General features: G+C 64.8%; 15 protein-coding genes and 1 tRNA gene. 8 read left to right on the forward strand and 8 right to left on the reverse strand.

Annotation, left to right across the window (positions count from 1 at the left end):
- Positions 1–117: 117 nt before the first annotated feature.
- Both ACLMAJ_RS32100 and ACLMAJ_RS32105 read left to right on the forward strand, forming a co-directional pair.
- Entirely contained in the window at positions 118–1,008 is an 891-nt protein-coding gene (locus ACLMAJ_RS32100) for an NAD(P)H-binding protein (RefSeq protein ID WP_412017628.1), read from the forward strand.
- A 433-nt stretch (positions 1,009–1,441) separates the two neighbouring features.
- A complete protein-coding gene (locus ACLMAJ_RS32105) occupies positions 1,442–1,747 on the forward strand; it encodes a hypothetical protein (protein ID WP_412017629.1) in 306 nt (101 codons plus the stop codon).
- Between the two features lie 53 nt (positions 1,748–1,800).
- Here ACLMAJ_RS32105 and ACLMAJ_RS32110 read toward each other — a convergent pair whose 3' ends face one another.
- Positions 1,801–3,015, reverse strand: a complete 1,215-nt coding sequence (locus ACLMAJ_RS32110) for a L,D-transpeptidase (protein WP_412017630.1) — start codon at positions 3,013–3,015, stop codon at positions 1,801–1,803.
- Between the two features lie 305 nt (positions 3,016–3,320).
- On the opposite strand from ACLMAJ_RS32110, the gene ACLMAJ_RS32115 reads away from it, so the two are divergent.
- Positions 3,321–3,393: transfer RNA gene (locus tag ACLMAJ_RS32115), tRNA-Lys, on the forward strand.
- Positions 3,394–3,725: 332 nt separating this feature from the next.
- Here the strand turns inward: ACLMAJ_RS32115 and ppgK are convergent.
- The 3 genes from ppgK to ACLMAJ_RS32130 form a co-directional block, all read right to left on the reverse strand.
- A complete protein-coding gene (gene ppgK / locus ACLMAJ_RS32120; RefSeq protein ID WP_412017730.1) occupies positions 3,726–4,520 on the reverse strand; it encodes a polyphosphate--glucose phosphotransferase in 795 nt (264 codons plus the stop codon).
- 679 nt (positions 4,521–5,199) lie between these two features.
- Entirely contained in the window at positions 5,200–5,631 is a 432-nt protein-coding gene (locus tag ACLMAJ_RS32125) for a nitroreductase/quinone reductase family protein (RefSeq protein WP_412017631.1), read from the reverse strand.
- 290 nt (positions 5,632–5,921) lie between these two features.
- Positions 5,922–6,833 carry an NAD(P)H-binding protein gene (locus tag ACLMAJ_RS32130; protein ID WP_412017632.1) on the reverse strand — a complete coding sequence of 304 codons (912 nt, stop codon included), beginning with the start codon at positions 6,831–6,833 and terminating at the stop codon, positions 5,922–5,924.
- A gap of 351 nt (positions 6,834–7,184) precedes the next feature.
- Between ACLMAJ_RS32130 and car the strand changes: the two genes are divergently transcribed.
- Positions 7,185–10,697 carry a carboxylic acid reductase gene (gene car / locus ACLMAJ_RS32135; protein WP_412017633.1) on the forward strand — a complete coding sequence of 1,171 codons (3,513 nt, stop codon included), beginning with the start codon at positions 7,185–7,187 and terminating at the stop codon, positions 10,695–10,697.
- Between the two features lie 113 nt (positions 10,698–10,810).
- Here car and ACLMAJ_RS32140 read toward each other — a convergent pair whose 3' ends face one another.
- Complete coding sequence (locus ACLMAJ_RS32140) at positions 10,811–10,957, reverse strand: hypothetical protein (protein ID WP_412017634.1); 147 nt, start codon at positions 10,955–10,957, stop codon at positions 10,811–10,813.
- A 301-nt stretch (positions 10,958–11,258) separates the two neighbouring features.
- On the opposite strand from ACLMAJ_RS32140, the gene ACLMAJ_RS32145 reads away from it, so the two are divergent.
- Positions 11,259–11,513 carry an IPT/TIG domain-containing protein gene (locus tag ACLMAJ_RS32145; RefSeq protein ID WP_412017635.1) on the forward strand — a complete coding sequence of 85 codons (255 nt, stop codon included), beginning with the start codon at positions 11,259–11,261 and terminating at the stop codon, positions 11,511–11,513.
- A gap of 228 nt (positions 11,514–11,741) precedes the next feature.
- On the opposite strand, the gene ACLMAJ_RS32150 is transcribed toward ACLMAJ_RS32145, so the two are convergent.
- Complete coding sequence (locus ACLMAJ_RS32150) at positions 11,742–12,089, reverse strand: hypothetical protein (protein WP_412017636.1); 348 nt, start codon at positions 12,087–12,089, stop codon at positions 11,742–11,744.
- 214 nt (positions 12,090–12,303) lie between these two features.
- Positions 12,304–12,678: a cupin domain-containing protein gene (locus ACLMAJ_RS32155; RefSeq protein WP_412017637.1), complete on the reverse strand. Its 375-nt coding sequence runs from the start codon at positions 12,676–12,678 to the stop codon at positions 12,304–12,306.
- Positions 12,679–12,753: 75 nt separating this feature from the next.
- On the opposite strand from ACLMAJ_RS32155, the gene ACLMAJ_RS32160 reads away from it, so the two are divergent.
- From ACLMAJ_RS32160 to ACLMAJ_RS32170, 3 genes are all read left to right on the forward strand, one after another.
- Positions 12,754–13,224: a MarR family winged helix-turn-helix transcriptional regulator gene (locus ACLMAJ_RS32160; RefSeq protein WP_412017638.1), complete on the forward strand. Its 471-nt coding sequence runs from the start codon at positions 12,754–12,756 to the stop codon at positions 13,222–13,224.
- 528 nt (positions 13,225–13,752) lie between these two features.
- Positions 13,753–14,364 (forward strand): transglycosylase SLT domain-containing protein, encoded by a 612-nt coding sequence (locus tag ACLMAJ_RS32165; RefSeq protein ID WP_412017639.1) that lies wholly within the window; start codon positions 13,753–13,755, stop codon positions 14,362–14,364.
- Between the two features lie 101 nt (positions 14,365–14,465).
- Positions 14,466–14,777, forward strand: coding sequence for a hypothetical protein (locus ACLMAJ_RS32170; RefSeq protein ID WP_412017640.1), 312 nt, complete (start codon positions 14,466–14,468; stop codon positions 14,775–14,777).
- Between the two features lie 6 nt (positions 14,778–14,783).
- Here ACLMAJ_RS32170 and ACLMAJ_RS32175 read toward each other — a convergent pair whose 3' ends face one another.
- On the reverse strand, positions 14,784–15,248 hold the full coding sequence (locus ACLMAJ_RS32175; protein ID WP_412017641.1) for a MarR family winged helix-turn-helix transcriptional regulator: 465 nt from the start codon (positions 15,246–15,248) through the stop codon (positions 14,784–14,786).
- Positions 15,249–15,283: the final 35 nt, after the last annotated feature.

A 15,283-nucleotide genomic window follows, 5' to 3' on the forward strand; every position in this document is an offset into this window, starting at 1 on the left:
GACTATCCGGATAGCCGGACGTACAGACATAAAGTCCGGATTCTTAGTTATTCACAGTCCGCGATGGCGCGCATAGGTTGTTCTCAGAAGATCGATCACGGATCAAAGGAGAACGAAATGACTGTTCTGGTGCTCGGAGCGACCGGCAAGACCGGCAAGCCCGTCGTCGATGCCCTGGTGGCGCAGGGTGTGAAAGTGCGTGCGGCCAGTCGGAACCCAGCTGCCGCATCGGAAAGTGTCGAGCCGGTCCGCTTCGACTGGGCAGATCGCGGCACCTGGGCGGCCGCACTGTCCGGCGTCGACGGACTGTACGTCGTCGGCCCGTACGCCGCACCCGACGCGGCCGAACTCCTTGATGCCCTGCTGGCCGCCGCTCCGCAAGTCGAGCGGGTCGTCCTGCTATCGGTGCTCGGCGCCGATATGCTGCCCGACGCGGTGCCGATGCAGGCATGGGAAGCGTCCGTGCGTGCATCGGGCAAGCAGTGGACCATCCTGAGGCCCAACTGGTTCCAGCAGAACTTCGGCGAAGGCGCCTTCACCGCAACCCTGCGCGACGGCGCACAGCTGCGGCTTCCCGCCGCCGATGCCACAGTGGGCTTCGTCGACACCCGTGACATTGCCGAAGTGGCCGCAGCCGCACTCACCCAGGACGGTCACACGGGTCAGATCCATATCATTACCGGCCCAGAACGCCTGAGCCACGCGAGTGCGATGGGTATCCTCGGCCACGCGGCAGGCCGAGAGCTGCGCTACACCGCGCTGACCGCCGACGAATTCGCGCAGGAGCTGCACGACGCCGGCCTGGACGACCGTTCCATCACTTGGCAACTGGGCCTATTCACGCTGATTCGCGACGGCGCGAACGCGCTGCTGACCGATACGGTCGAACGCATCACCGGGCATCCAGCGCGGTCCCTGGAAGCATATGCTCGCGAGCATGCCACGGTCTGGCGGTCCACCGCGCGCGGCGGCAACCCAGAACCGGCACTGCGAGGCGTGAGACCCTGAGATTTGGTGCCACTACCTGTCAGACCGCCGCGAACTCGCCAACACCTGCGGTGAGAGCAGACCATTCGGCAACGGTGAAGCTGAGGGTAGTCCCGTCATCGGGGGACTCCCGCGACCTGCTTGTCCTACAGGTGTCAGTTCGCTGGATCTGGTGATGAGTCGACAGGCTGGGCGAGAATGGGGCGGCCGAAGCAAGTCGAGCAACTCGTGGCGTGACAGTCCGTCATCGCGCAACACCTGTGCCCCAGCGCCCTCCTGAGTCGTTTTTGTGTATGCCTGTGCGCCAGAAGGTTACGTGCGGAGCACACGCCGAGCGCCTCGGCGACTTCTTCCACGAATTTGTGACATACGTCGTTTTCACTCCGTAGACTTCGGCCCGAGGAGAGGTGTCGCCAGGCATCACCCTGGTTGACGAGAAAGACGACAGTTCGTGATGCGTGCCACGGTTATCGCCGCCCTTGTCGGCGCCACATTGCTGACCACAGCTACCGGGACCGCAGCCGCGGATCTCGGAACCCCGCTGGAATCGACCGGACTGGAATCCTCGACCGGATCGAGCAGCACTGGATCGGCGGGCGGGGTGACCACTACCGGATCCTCGGGCACCGGCTCCTCGGGCGCGGCATCGGCCGCGTTCGAGAAACTCCTCTTCGGCGGCCCACTGCTGTGCGCCGCGGTGGGCAGCGCGTTCAACGCGAACCTCACCTGCCCAGGCACGGCCGGTCCCGTCATCCCCTGACACCGTCTCTGGACATCGAAAGGCCCCCAGCACATCTTGGGTTCACGCGGTCGTCAGCGCACGTCGGCGTTGCCCGCCTTCCACTCCGGCCACGGGATGTTCCAGTCACCGAGGCCGTCGACACCCGACAAGGTGCCACCCACCGTGTTCCTGACGATAGCGATGTCACCGCGCTTGGCGTTCTGATAGACCCACAGCGCATTCGCCGGACTGAGGTTCAGGCAGCCGTGGCTGGTGTTCGAGTACCCCTGCTGCCCTACCGACCACGGCGCCGAGTGGAAGAAGATGCCGCTGTAGGAGATTCGGGTCGCGTAGTCGACCGGCGTCTTGTAGCCGTTCGGCGAGGTCACCGCCACACCGTAGGTCGACGAATCCATGATGATCTTGTCGAACCGGTCGCTCACGATGTAGATGCCGTTGTCGGTCGGCGAGCTGTCCTTGCCCATCGAGGTGGGCATGGTCCGCACGACCTGACCGTTCTGCTCGACGGTCACTTCCTTGGTGTTGTCGTCGGCGGTGAAGACAGTCGCGTCACCGACGGTGAAGAACGAGTGGATGTTCTCCTGACCGAACAGGCCGTCGCCGAGGTCCTTGCCGTACACGTTCACGTCGATGGTGACCTTGGTGCCCTGCGCCCAGAAGCGTTCCGGCCGCCACCGGACCTCACGGTTGTTCACCCAGTAGAACGCGCCATCCACCGCGGGCTCTGTGATGATCTTGATCGCGTCCTGGGCGGCCTTGCGGTCGGGGATGTTCTCGTCGAACTGGACCGCGACCGGCTGCCCGATACCGACCACCTCGCCCTCACCCGGCAGCAGATAGGGATGGGTCTGACTGTCCGGTGAGCTGGTGGTGAAGCCCAGCGTGGCGGAATTCGCACCGCCGAGGCCGATCGCGTCGGCGCGCAGCTTGTAGGCCTTGCCGTAGCCGAGGACCTCGGTGGTCTCCCACGACCTGCCGTCGGCGGCCAGCTTGCCGCTCACCGGTTCGCCCTGTGGATTCAGCAACGTCACGGTGGTGAACTTGCCGTCATCGACCTTGAAGGTCATCGGTACGCCGGGCGACACCCCCACCTCACCATCCTTGACCGGGGACAGCAGCTTCGGCTTGATCAGTTCCGTGATGGGGTTACGGTCGATGGCGACCTGCGCGGCGTCCGTGCCGCCCGAGGACGAGCACGCTGACAACGTCAGCGCCGACACGGCGAACACAATCAGGGGTGTGGTGACCATCCTCATCGACCGCCGTCGACCCTGCGCAACGCTCATCTCAACCCCGTTTCAAGTCCCGGTGCGCAGCAAGCGCACCGATGGCTTCGGATCCGACCGACAACTAGCTCAACCCACCGCGCCGGCGGGATCGGTCGAGACCACGTCCCGCCATTCTGCCAGCTCGGCAACCTGATCCAAGCCACACGCCAGCTCAGCGCAGGCAAGTTCTCCGGTTAGATCCCCACCGCCCCACCACTTGTTAACACCGCTCGACAACTCGCCTCGCACCCCAGGTCAGATATCGATTTCACTTCTGCGCCTCCGGCCTGTTAATGTTTGTCCCGCACCAGAACACGGAGCAAGCGCCATTAGCTCAATTGGCAGAGCAGCTGACTCTTAATCAGCGGGTTCGGGGTTCAAGTCCCTGATGGCGCACCCAAATTAGCAGGTCAGGCCCAATATCACGGTTGGGCCTGTTTCGCTCTACCGGACCGTCACCAAAAGAACACCAAAAAGTCACCATCAATGGTTCCTCGAGTGAGGCTTGTCACGGACCGACCTCCGCGGTGCGTTCGGCGCCGAGGCCCCCGGACCACCTAGCGGCTGGATCATTCCACGAGCATCGCGATGCCCAACCGGCCGCCGTCTGGCGTACGCACCACGTGCATCATTCGGGCACTACTCGCCAACGATCAAGCCGCGTACCGACATTCGGCTGATCTGTTTTCTACAACCGGCTCTTGTCCCACGCCGGCCGTGCGCCCAGTTCACGGAGCCGAAGCCGCTGCTGCCCCTACGATCCCCGCGGTGTTCTGCAACGCGGCGGCCACCACCGGCGTGCGGTTCTTCAGCAACGGAATCCATTTGTCGCCCTTGCGGCTGACCCCGCCACCGGCGATGAACAGGTCGGGCGAGATCGCATTCTCGATGGCGACCAGCACCTTCGTCACCTCCGGGGCCCACCGCTTGTAGCTCCAGGCGTGCCTTTCCTTGACCGACGTGGCGCCCCGACGCTCGGCCTCGATTCCGCCGACCTCGATGTGACCGAATTCAGTGTTGGGCAACAACACCCCGTTATGGATCACCGCCGAACCGATGCCGGTGCCGAACGTCAGCAGCACAATGACGCCGTCGTTGTCCTTGCCGGCACCGAACTGGACTTCGGCCAATCCCGCCGCGTCGGCGTCATTGAGCAGGGTCACCGGCTGTCCGCCGAGTTCGGCGCTGATCACCTCCTGGGCGTTCACTCCGATCCAAGACTTGTCGAGGTGCGCGGCGGTACGGGCTACGCCGCCGCTGACCACACCCGGATAGGTGACGCCAAGCGGCGCGTCCCACTGGAAGTGCTTCACCACCTCGCGGATCGTGTCGGCGAGAGCCTCCGGAGTGGCCCGCTGCGGGGTCGGGAGTTTGAAGCGGTCGCCGATCAAATGCCCGGTGCCGAGATCGACGACGCCGCCCTTCACGCCGCTACCGCCCACGTCGATACCGAAGCCCCAGCGATGCGGCCCAGCGTGGCTCGGCTTTTCGGTGACCGAAGCAGTGGTATCGCTCACGGACACTCCGGTACGTGGCGGCGGCCCGAGGTCGGCTCGCCCCAAAGATTCCGGGCTGGTCGTTACCGTGGGTTTCATCGAGTCCCTGGTCACGAATCGGATATCGAGGCAGAGATTTCGGCGGACTGCCCCTATTCCAACGGCACATAACATCAAGCATCTATTCTCTCCCCCGCACCGGTATTCCTGCTACCTACAAAAGCGTCCGGTCCCATTGCAGTTCGGCAGCGTAATCACACTGCAATCCCCGCGGAACTGCGGGTGAAGCATTCACGGTTACAGGACTCGGGTGCCGCGAGCGCCAGCGCCGACATGTGAGCCCACATCCCGCCAGCCCACAGCGAGAACATCAGTTTCTACCGAGGCCATCGAGGTCGACATCAACTCCGAACTGCCATCAGATGTGTCGACGGTTCAGTGTCGTAGTTGTCGAGGAGCCCGACGGTCCACTGGGACCGCCGCTGTCTGCCGATAAGACCCGCATCCCTGCCATCTCGGCGCTCAGCCCCCTGCCGAAAGCCCTATTACCGGAACCCGACTTCTCGCGGCCGACGGCGGCGTATTCGGGCAGCGGGCATCTTCGGCGCGGTCGAGGGATCCGCGACAGGCAGCGGGGTAAACCCGGGCTGCGGCATCGGGCACGATTATTCGATCTGGCGTATCGAATGATCGGTTCGGCGGCACATCACCGATTCGGCGTCAACAGCACCAGCGGGATCTCACGGGTGGTCTTGCGCTGATAGCCGGCATAGCCGTCGTACGCCGCGACGACCCTGGGCCACAACGCCGCGCGTTCTTCCACGGTGGCCACCCGAGCCGCCATCGGTTGCTTGGGACCACTCTGCAGCGCCACCTCGACATCGGGATGGTCACGCAGGTTCAGAAACCACGCGGGATGGGTGGGATCACCACCGCGCGAGGCCACGATCACAATCGTCTCGCCATCGATGACCGGCGCGGTCAGCATGACCTTCCGCGGCTCACCGGATTTGCGACCTATTGTGGTGAGCTCGAGGGTCGGCATCCCCACGATCGTCCTCCCCAACCTCCCGCCGCTTACTTTCAGCAGGGCACGGTGAATGGCGTTCTGGATCTTCAACTGAGCATCACTTGGCATGGTGCGCAACCTACATCGGCACGCGTGCCACCGGGCAAGTACGGGTAGCCACGGGCACCAGCGCTACAACCCGCCGATGTTCGGCCGTTACCGCGACCACTCCTCTCGATTACCTCAGTGACGCGGTGGGACTCACCGTCCGGCACCTGCGCCGACGAGCTCGCCGCCCCCGCCGGCAGGACACTGCATGCAGGCCGGAGGCGACGGCGTGATGGAGGTCGACGGCGCGGAAATCGGGGCCTCGCTGGTCACCGTGCCGAGCAATCTCACGACGCCGCACATCACGAGCATTATGAGAACAGTTCCGAGTGTTCGGCTATGTACCGCCCAACCGTGGATGGCGGCCGTCCCGTGATCCTCTCGACGTCGTCGGTCGCTCGGTCGTAGCGTCCAGCGCGGTGCAGCAGTGCCATGGTGGCCAGGTGCTGCTCGACGTGCGCGGGCAGACCTCGGGGCTCGAGGACCTCCTCGACCCAGGTTTCCTGGGGAATGTCGGTGCCGCGAATCGGCCGGTGAAGTCCCAGGGTGTACTCGGCGGCCAGGCCATCGATGTCCAAACGCGCAGGACCGGTCAATTCGTAGACGTCGCCGATGCGGTCGGCGGGATCTACGAGCGCTGCCGCGACCGTGCAGGCCACGTCGCTGGTAGCTATCGGTGACGTTCGACCCGTTCCGAAGGGCAAGGCCAACACGTTTCGCTCTCGCAGCGACGGTGCCGCCAATCCGGTGAACATGGGATTGTCCAGAAACACCGTCGGCCTGATGTGCACGACCGGCACACCCGACCAGTTCAAGACGTGCTCGGCGAGGTAATGCAGCCGATGTTGACGAGACTCTCCCACACTGGTCAGCGTCATTTGAGAAACGGTCATCTGGGACATATTCACAACCACCTCGAGGTGGCCGTATGCCAATGCGGCGTCGCAGACGACCACCGTTGCCTGCAGGTAGCCCGGCGAGACACCCATCGAAAAGAACATGCGATCGGTACCGTTCATCGCGTCGACTACATCTCGTGGGTCGGTCAAGTCTCCGACTACGACTTCAGCGCCGAGCGCACGTAACGGTTCGGCTCGGGCATCGTCGCGGTGCACCAACGCACGAACGCGATCCCCACGTTCCCGCAATAGCTCGATCACCTGCCGACTCACGCCACCGGTGCCACCACCCGCCCCGGTGATCAAGTACAAGGGCGCACTCATGCTCGCTCCTCGAGGTGTGTTTTCCCAATGCTTGGCAAGGGGTGTTCCGCGGCACGCCGCGAATCGATGAGGTGTAGTCCTCGATGAAACTGTTCTCGCCGCCGGGGCCGCCGTAGTGGAAGTCCTGGAACTCGTATATTTCGCGGCGGCAACCACGACTTCATGGACGGCCTGCAGGGCATGTCGGCCGCGATGAGCAGCCTCCAGAAAGCCGATCGTCAGGCGGGCGACATCAAGCGCGTTAGATAGTCATCGTGATCGTGGCGCACGCCGCAGGCACGGACGTAAACTTCTAGTTTGCCAGAAGTTTTCTACAGTTGTAGTCGGTCGAACGCCCCAGGGAGACCAGCCATGGCGACGCATACGTGGGAAACCGAACAGCAGCACCGCATCGACCAGGTCTTCACCGACGAGCAGGTGCTCGATGCCATGCCGTCGGAGGAGATCATCGCGGCCGCCGTGCGGCCCGGCCTGCGACTGGCCCAGATAGTCGACACCCTCGCGTCCGGGTATGCCGACAGGCCGGCCCTTGGCATGCGCGGTATCGAACTCGGCACCGATTCCGCCGGGCGCCCGGTCCGACGGCTGTTGCCGCACTTCGACACAATGACCTACCGGGAATTGTGGTCGCGGGTGGGTGCGCTGGCCGCCGCATGGCACCGAGATCCGCAGCATCCGGTGCGTGCCGGTGACTTCGTCGCGATCCTCGGATTCACAAGCCCCGACTACATCACGGTCGACTTAGCTTGCACCCGCCAGGGCGCGGTATCGGTGCCACTGCAGGTGAGCGCGACGCCCGCGCAATGGGTGGCGGTCCTCGGCGAGACCTCTCCGCGGGTGCTCGCCAGCAGCCTGGAGATGCTCGACGGGGCCGTGGACGCGGTGCTCGCCGGCACCGCCGCCCCGCAGCAACTGCTGGTCTTCGATTACGAGCCCGAGGACGACAGCCACCGTGCCGCCATGGAGGGCGCCCGCCACCGCTTGGCGCAGGCCGACAGTCCCATCATGGTGGCCGACCTGAACACCGTGCTCGACCGAGGCGGCAACCTGCCCCCCGCCCCGTTGTTCGTGCCCGCCGCCGACGAAAACCCGCTGGCCCTACTCATCTATACCTCCGGCAGCACCGGCACCCCGAAGGGCGCGATGTACACCGAGGAGATGCTGGCCGCGATGTGGCGTACCCGCTACGAAGCCGATGGCGCTTCGCTGCCCGCGATCGAGCTCAACTACATGCCACAAAGCCACCTGGCGGGGCGGATGCAGGTGGTCAGCACGCTGATGCGTGGTGGCACCGCGTATTTCACCGCCGGCAGCCACATGTCCACCCTGTTCGAGGATTTCGCGCTGGTGCGGCCCACCGAGGTGAGCTTCGTGCCGCGGGTGTGCGATCTGGTGTTCCAGGAGTTCATCAGCGAGGTGCAACAGCGCGTAGCGGACGGCGCCGATCGCACCACCGCCGAGCGTGAGGTACGAATCGACCTGCGGGAGCGGCAGTTCGGTGGCCGCGTGCTGGCGATGAGCTGCGGGACTGCGCCGCTGTCCGCGGACACGCGGGCCTTCATCGAGTCCGTATTCGAACTGCCGCTGCATGACGGGTACGGTTCCACGGAGGCCGGAGGCGTCATGCGGGACAACCACATTGCCCGGCCTCAGGTGCTGGACTACAAGCTCGCCGACGTGCCCGAACTCGGCTACCACCACGACGACCGGCCGCATCCGCGCGGCGAGTTGCTGGTGAAGACGATGACGATGTTCCCCGGGTACTACAAGCGGCCCGACCTCAGTGCGGAGATATTCGACGCCGATGGCTTCTACCGCACCGGCGACATCATGGCCGAGATCGGCCCCGACGAACTGGTGTATGTAGACCGGCGGAACAACGTGCTGAAGCTGTCGCAGGGCGAATTCGTCGCCGTGTCCCAACTGGAGGCCGTGTACGCGATCAGCGCGCTGGTCCGGCAGATCTACGTGTACGGCTCCAGCGAGCGCGCCTACGTGCTCGCGGTGGTGGTGCCCACCGACGAGGCGCTGCATGCGCATCCGGACGACCTGAAGGCCGCCATCCTGCAGTCGCTGCAGAAGATCGCGCAGGATGCCGGGCTGGCCTCCTACGAGATACCGCGCGACATCATCATCGAGACGCGCCCGTTCACCCGCGCCGAGGGACTGCTGTCCGGTGTCGGAAAACTGTTGCGGCCCAAGCTGAAGGAGCGCTACGGGGAGCGGCTGGAGGAACTCTACCGCGAGCTGGAGCGGCAGCAAACCGACGAATTGACCGCGTTGCGAAGCGGTATCGGTGACCAGCCGGTGCCGGAGATCGTGCACCGGGCGGTACGGGCGCTACTTGGCTGCGCCGACGCCGATATCCGGCCCGACTCGCACTTCGGCGATCTCGGCGGCGATTCGCTGTCGGCACTGTCGCTGTCCAACCTGCTGCAGGAGATCTTCGGGATGCCGGTGCCCGTCGGCGTGATCGTCAGTCCCGCGGTCGATCTGCGACAGCTGGCCAGATACATCGAGCAGGAGCAGGTTACCGCGGAGCGGCGCCCGACCGCGGTCTCGGTGCACGGCACCGGCGATCGGATCCGCGCCGCCGACCTCACCCTGGAGAAGTTCATCGACGCCGGCACTCTGGAGGCCGCGCCCGCGCTGCCGGCGGCGGCAACCTCGCCGCGGACCGTGCTGCTCACCGGTGCCAACGGATACCTGGGCCGGTTCCTGTGCCTGCGGTGGATGGAGCGGCTCGACGCTGTCGACGGCACCCTGATCTGCATCATCCGCGGCAAAGACGCGGACGCAGCGCGCGCGCGGCTGGACGCGGTGTTCGACTCGGGCGATCCGGCGCTGTTGCGGCACTACCAGGAGCTGTCCGAACGCCGGCTGCAGGTGCTACCCGGCGATATCGGTTACCCGAATCTCGGTCTGACGCAGAAGGATTGGCAGCGGCTGGCGGACACCGCCGACATGGTCGTGCATCCGGCTGCGCTGGTGAACCACGTGCTGCCCTACGATCAGCTGTTCGGCCCCAACGTCGTCGGCACCGCGGAGGTGATCCGGCTGGCCCTCACCGGCAAGCGCAAGCCGGTCACATACCTGTCCTCGGTGGCGGTGGCCGGTCAGGTGCCATCCGGGAGGTTCGCGGAGGACGGCGACATCCGCGAGATGAGCCCGGAGCGGATACTCGACAACAGCTACGCCAACGGTTATGGCAACAGTAAGTGGGCCGGCGAGGTGCTGCTGCGGGACGCCAAGGAGCGGTTCGGGCTGCCGGCGGCGGTATTCCGTTCCGATATGATTCTCGCGCACACCCATTACGCCGGGCAGCTCAACGTGGTCGACATGTTCACCCGACTGCTCCTCAGCATCCTGGCGACCGGTATGGCGCCGAAGTCGTTTTACCGCACCGACTCCGACGGCCACCGGCAGCGGGCCCATTACGACGGCCTGCCCGCCGACTTCACCGCCGACGCTATCGTCACCCTCGGCGGCCGCGCCACCAGCGGCTATCAGAGCTTCGACGTCCTGAACCCCTACGACGACGGCATCTCCCTGGACGAGATCGTCGACTGGCTCATCGACGAGGGCCACACCATCCAGCGCTTCGACGACTACGGCGAATGGCTGTCCCGCTTCGAGACCGCCTTGCTTGCCCTACCCCAGCAGCAACGCCAGCAATCCGTCCTCCCGCTTCTGGACGCCTACCGAACCCCCGAAGAACCCACCCGAGGCTCCGTCCTCCCCGCCGACCTCTTCCGCGCCGCCGTGCAGCAGGCCGAGCTCGGCCCCGACGCCGACATCCCCCACATTTCCCCCGCCCTTGTCCACAAGTACGTCGAGGACCTGCACCTGCTGAAGCTCGTCTGATCCGAGCACACCGGACGGCTACTGCGGGCCGGGGTTCGATTCGTCGCGCTTCTTACGCTCGGCGCGTTGCTCGAGACCAGCGGCGTGCCGGTTCCGGATCGGTCCGGGCGGGGCTACACCGGCGGTACGGGGCGGCTGACGATGCGGTGGATGGTGGACCGGCCGACGCTGTATTCCTCGGCCACGTCGGCCAGGCTGGCATCGTCGTCGGGGTCGGGGTCGCGGCGGTGGATCGTTTTCCGTGGCCCTGCGATGACCACACGGGTCTCGCAATGGATGCTGGCATCCGTTGCCTGGCACAGCTTTCTGCCACACCGGATAGAGGCCGTTGGCCTACCTACTGCGGCCTCGCGGACCGGCTGGGTGTGGGGTGAGTTGTCCCGACCCAGTCGCCGCGCATCATCGGGTCGAAACCGGGCAAAACCGGACGAGAACGGACTGTGGATCCGTTGCCGAAGTGCCGTCGCTTGTGGATTACTGGATATGTAGCGGTTGCCGCAGAAAGATCGGCATCCGTTGCAAGATAACCCTTTTCATTCAATTTCGGCTTGGAGTCGGACCATGGCAGCTATTCTCACCTCCCTGACACCCTCTTCCGGCCCTGCGACGGTTTTCAGCTCTGTGGTGATCACCGGCTCCGGGTTCAGTAATGTCGGTCCTTTGTCCGTGCGGTTCGGTACCACGGCAACCACATTCACCATCGACTCCGACACCCAGATCACGGCCATCTCCCCGACGGGGACAGGCACGGTGAACGTCACCGTCAAGGTGGAGCTGAACGGCATCAGCAACTCACTGCCCTACACCTATGTCTGACGGCCCGATCACGTTGCGGTCGTAGGTATGTGGCCGCCTGTCGATGTTCGAAGTCGACTGCACGGTGTCCTCTCTGTGCATGAGTGCAGGTGCAAGGCCATATCCGTTAGCTTTTCGGCGATTACTACTGGGACCCCATATCTGCGGCAACCCGCTTCAGCGCGACTTTTCGCACCGATGTTCCCCATGCCCCGATACGGTTCACATCTCACCGGCGGCGGTCAGTTCTCATGCGGCGCAGGATGATTGGATCTGTTGGTAGATCATCTCGGCGACGTGCCAATGGTCGGCCGCGTGTCGGTGTCGGACGTACGGAGTAGGCGCGACCAGCTCCTGGTATCGGTCGCGCAGTCCGACGCGGAGGCCCATCCCGTAGAAACTCGCCTGCATCTGGGCGTCGGTGATGTCGTCTGGAGTCTTCGGCAGATGCAACGTCCGGGCACAGAAGGGCGCGAACTGCCCCGCGGCATGCAGCCCGGTCTTCCAGCTGCGCGAGGTGACGGTGGCCAACTGCACTGTGAGAGGTGGGACCGCACAGCGCACGAGGGTGGCCAGCGGATTCGTCGACCACGCCATCGGGGGCACGGTTAAGAACCCGCCGCTCACGCTCGGTGAGACTGGCGTAGCCGACGGGCAGGCCGAACGGCAGGCCCATCAACGCGTCGATCAGCTCGATGTCGGCGAGCGCGCCGAGGCCGAGCTGATGCCGCCGCGCCACGTCGATGGGGGATTTTCGGTTTCCCAGAATCACGTACCGCCGGGTGTGTCGTTCGCCACGTGCTCACCCATCTCAGCTCGCCCATGGCGGGGTGAGGCGGGTCCCGTCGGCCAGCTCCGCGGCGAAACCGACCGGAACGGTCACCACGAGGGCGGCGGGCTCCGATCCGGTGTTGTCCAGGCTGATCGTCGATCCCGCGGGGGCGATGGCGGCATCGCCGGGTTCCAGTGCCGACTGGTCGTCGTCGATGTGCAGCGTCACCGATCCCCGAATGAGGACGAAGGCTTCCTCGCGCAGGATCTTGTGGCCGACTCCTACCGTGCCGGGCTCGAGTTCGGTCTGCCAAACGCACAGTTCGGTACTGCCCGTTTCGGGGCGGACGTAGGAGGTGAAGCGGGCGTTATGCATTTCGTGAACGGGGGCTTCGGCGGCGCGGATGACAGGCATGTCTTGCTCCTCATTTAGTCAACTTGCTTGACCATATAGTCAAGCAAGTTGACCATATGTGTCAAGATGGAATTTATGACGGACCCGAAACCCGCCTCCACACTGCGCCCCGGGCAGGACCTCGCCCTGCTGCTACTGGCCGCGGGCGCAGCGGCGACGGACGCCATCCACAGGGACGTCCAGGCGGCCGGATTCGACGATGTGCGCCCGGCGCACGGTTTCGCGTTCGTTCGGATGGCGCCGGATGGCGCGACGGTCGGCGAGATCGCGGAACATCTCGAAGTAACGAAGCAGGCGGCCAGTCAGTTGGTTGATGAATTGGTGCGCAAGGGATACGCCGAACGCAATGCACACCCCGACGACGCCCGCGCACGCTTGATCACATTGACCGAACGCGGATGGGCCTGCACTCGTGCGGCGGATATCGCGGCGGCAAATTTCGCGGCGCAATGGGCGGCGGTTCTCGGTGATTCCACGGTCGCCGACTTGCGCAACGCATTGGCTCGCGTCGTGACACCAGGAAGGGTGCGACCCGCGTCCTGGTAACGACAAAAACGACAGAGTGGCGCGCGTTACCAATAAACTTACGTGGTCTACATCACATTCCGTTTAGGGACAAACTCCCCGCATACATAGCGTGTCGACCTGCACGATCTTGGTCATCCAAGATCGAAAACTTCCCTGATTCATCCTTCGTTTACCCTACGTTAACCGACCGTGACCATCCTGAGATCCGGTCGTGAACAAACCGTAAGCTTGGTTAGACCGAGAAGTTATCTACATACATTCGGAAAGCGACCGCAACTGCTAAATGTTCGCCCGCGGTCAATGGAGCACCATGCGGCACTGACGCCGCACTGCTCCAATCTATCGCAACGGCACCCGCAGGGCCGCTGCCCCGGGTACATGAGCCAAGTCGTATCCACGGGGATCCCGAATCCCCTTCTTTCACAACAGAATCGAAAACAGCATAAAGCCGAATTCGGCGCGCGACCACACTGGCGCCCGCCGTCGATCCGTGCGGCCACGCACGCCCGGATCGAAAACAGTCCCCGATAAAGGAACGATTCCGCAATGCCTGACAGACGCTTCTTCTCTTCTCATCGCCCCTCGCTCCGCGAAGGTTTCACCATCGCAGTCGCCGCAGCGGGCCTCATTGCCGTCGCCGCTTCTTCCGCGGTGTCGGTGGCCGACGACAGTGTCCCGTCGCGCATCGCCATGGTCGCCGAGCAGCAGCCCGCCCCGGCAGCCGAGCAGGTGTCCGAGGCCGTGTCGATGCCCGAACTGCCCGCCCTGCCTGCCCTGCCCGCCTTGCCCGAACTGCCGCCGCTGCCCTCGCTGCCCCCGCCCCCTGCCCCGGCCTACGAGAACAACCTCAACGGCTGGATCCAGCAATCCCTCGACATCATGCACAGCAAGGGCATCCCCGGCAGCTACGACGGCATCTACCGCAACGTGATGCGCGAGTCCGGCGGCGACCCGCAGGCCATCAACCTGTGGGACTCCAACGCCGCCGCAGGCATTCCCTCCAAGGGTTTGTTGCAGGTGATCGACCCGACGTTCAACGCCTTCCATGTCGACGGCACCGTCTTCGACATCTGGGACCCGGTCGCCAACATCGTCGCGGCATGCAACTACGCCGCCAACCGATACGGCTCGATGGACTACGTGAACTCGGCCTACTGAGCCGACACCCCGCACGACAACGCCTCCCCTGCACTCGCAGGGGAGGCGTTGTCGTCCGATAAGGTCGACCGGGACCAACCACCACCGATGCGGACCGCACCATGACCGATTACGCCCACTCCGACTCCGCGTCGAAGAGTCGCGCCGAGAAGGCGCGGCGGCTGGCGGGCTACATCTGGGATCGCGGCATCACCGGCGCAGAGCTGCTCGCGATGCCACCGGCGCTGCGGCGAAAGCTCGCGCGGGCCGCGGCGACGAATCCGCCGAGCACCGAGGAGACCTGGACGAGTGTCGCCCAACTCCTCGACGACAAGGACGCCTGGGCGGCCGGCCATCCGAATCATGCTGCGGCACAGCGCAATCACGCTGATGAGAAGTTGATGTGGGTAAAGCCGCCGATCACACCGTGGTGACTCGGCTCAGACCCTGAGGTCGGTGCTTCGCTCGGCCTCGGCCACCACCTTGTCCGCAAGCGAGCGCAGCGCGCGCGCCTCCGCGGGCGTCATCGCATCGATGAACAGCCGACGGACCAGGTCGACGTGGTTGGGCGCGGCCCGTTCGAGCGCCGCGCGACCCGCCGGGGTGAGTTCCACCAGGACGCCGCGGGCGTCTTCCTCCGCGGTTCGTCGTTCGACCAGTCCGCGGGCGGCCATCCTGGCCAGATGTTTGGAGAGCCTGCTCTTCTCCCAGCAGATCTCCGCGCCGAGCTCCTTGGCACGCAGGCAGCCGCCTGCCGCCGCCGACAGTGGCACCAAAATCTCGTAGTCGGCGGGCGACATACCATCCTCGGCGAATCCAGCGGCCAGCGCCGCGTCCAGCCGCTGGCGCAGCCGGATAAAGGCTCGCCAGGTCGTTTGCTCGTCATCGCTCAGCCATCGGACCACAGGAATGATCCTAGCCAGTCTTTGGTTGACATGGA

This window comes from Nocardia arseniciresistens, from assembly GCF_046764875.1.
Lineage (GTDB): Bacteria > Actinomycetota > Actinomycetes > Mycobacteriales > Mycobacteriaceae > Nocardia > Nocardia arseniciresistens.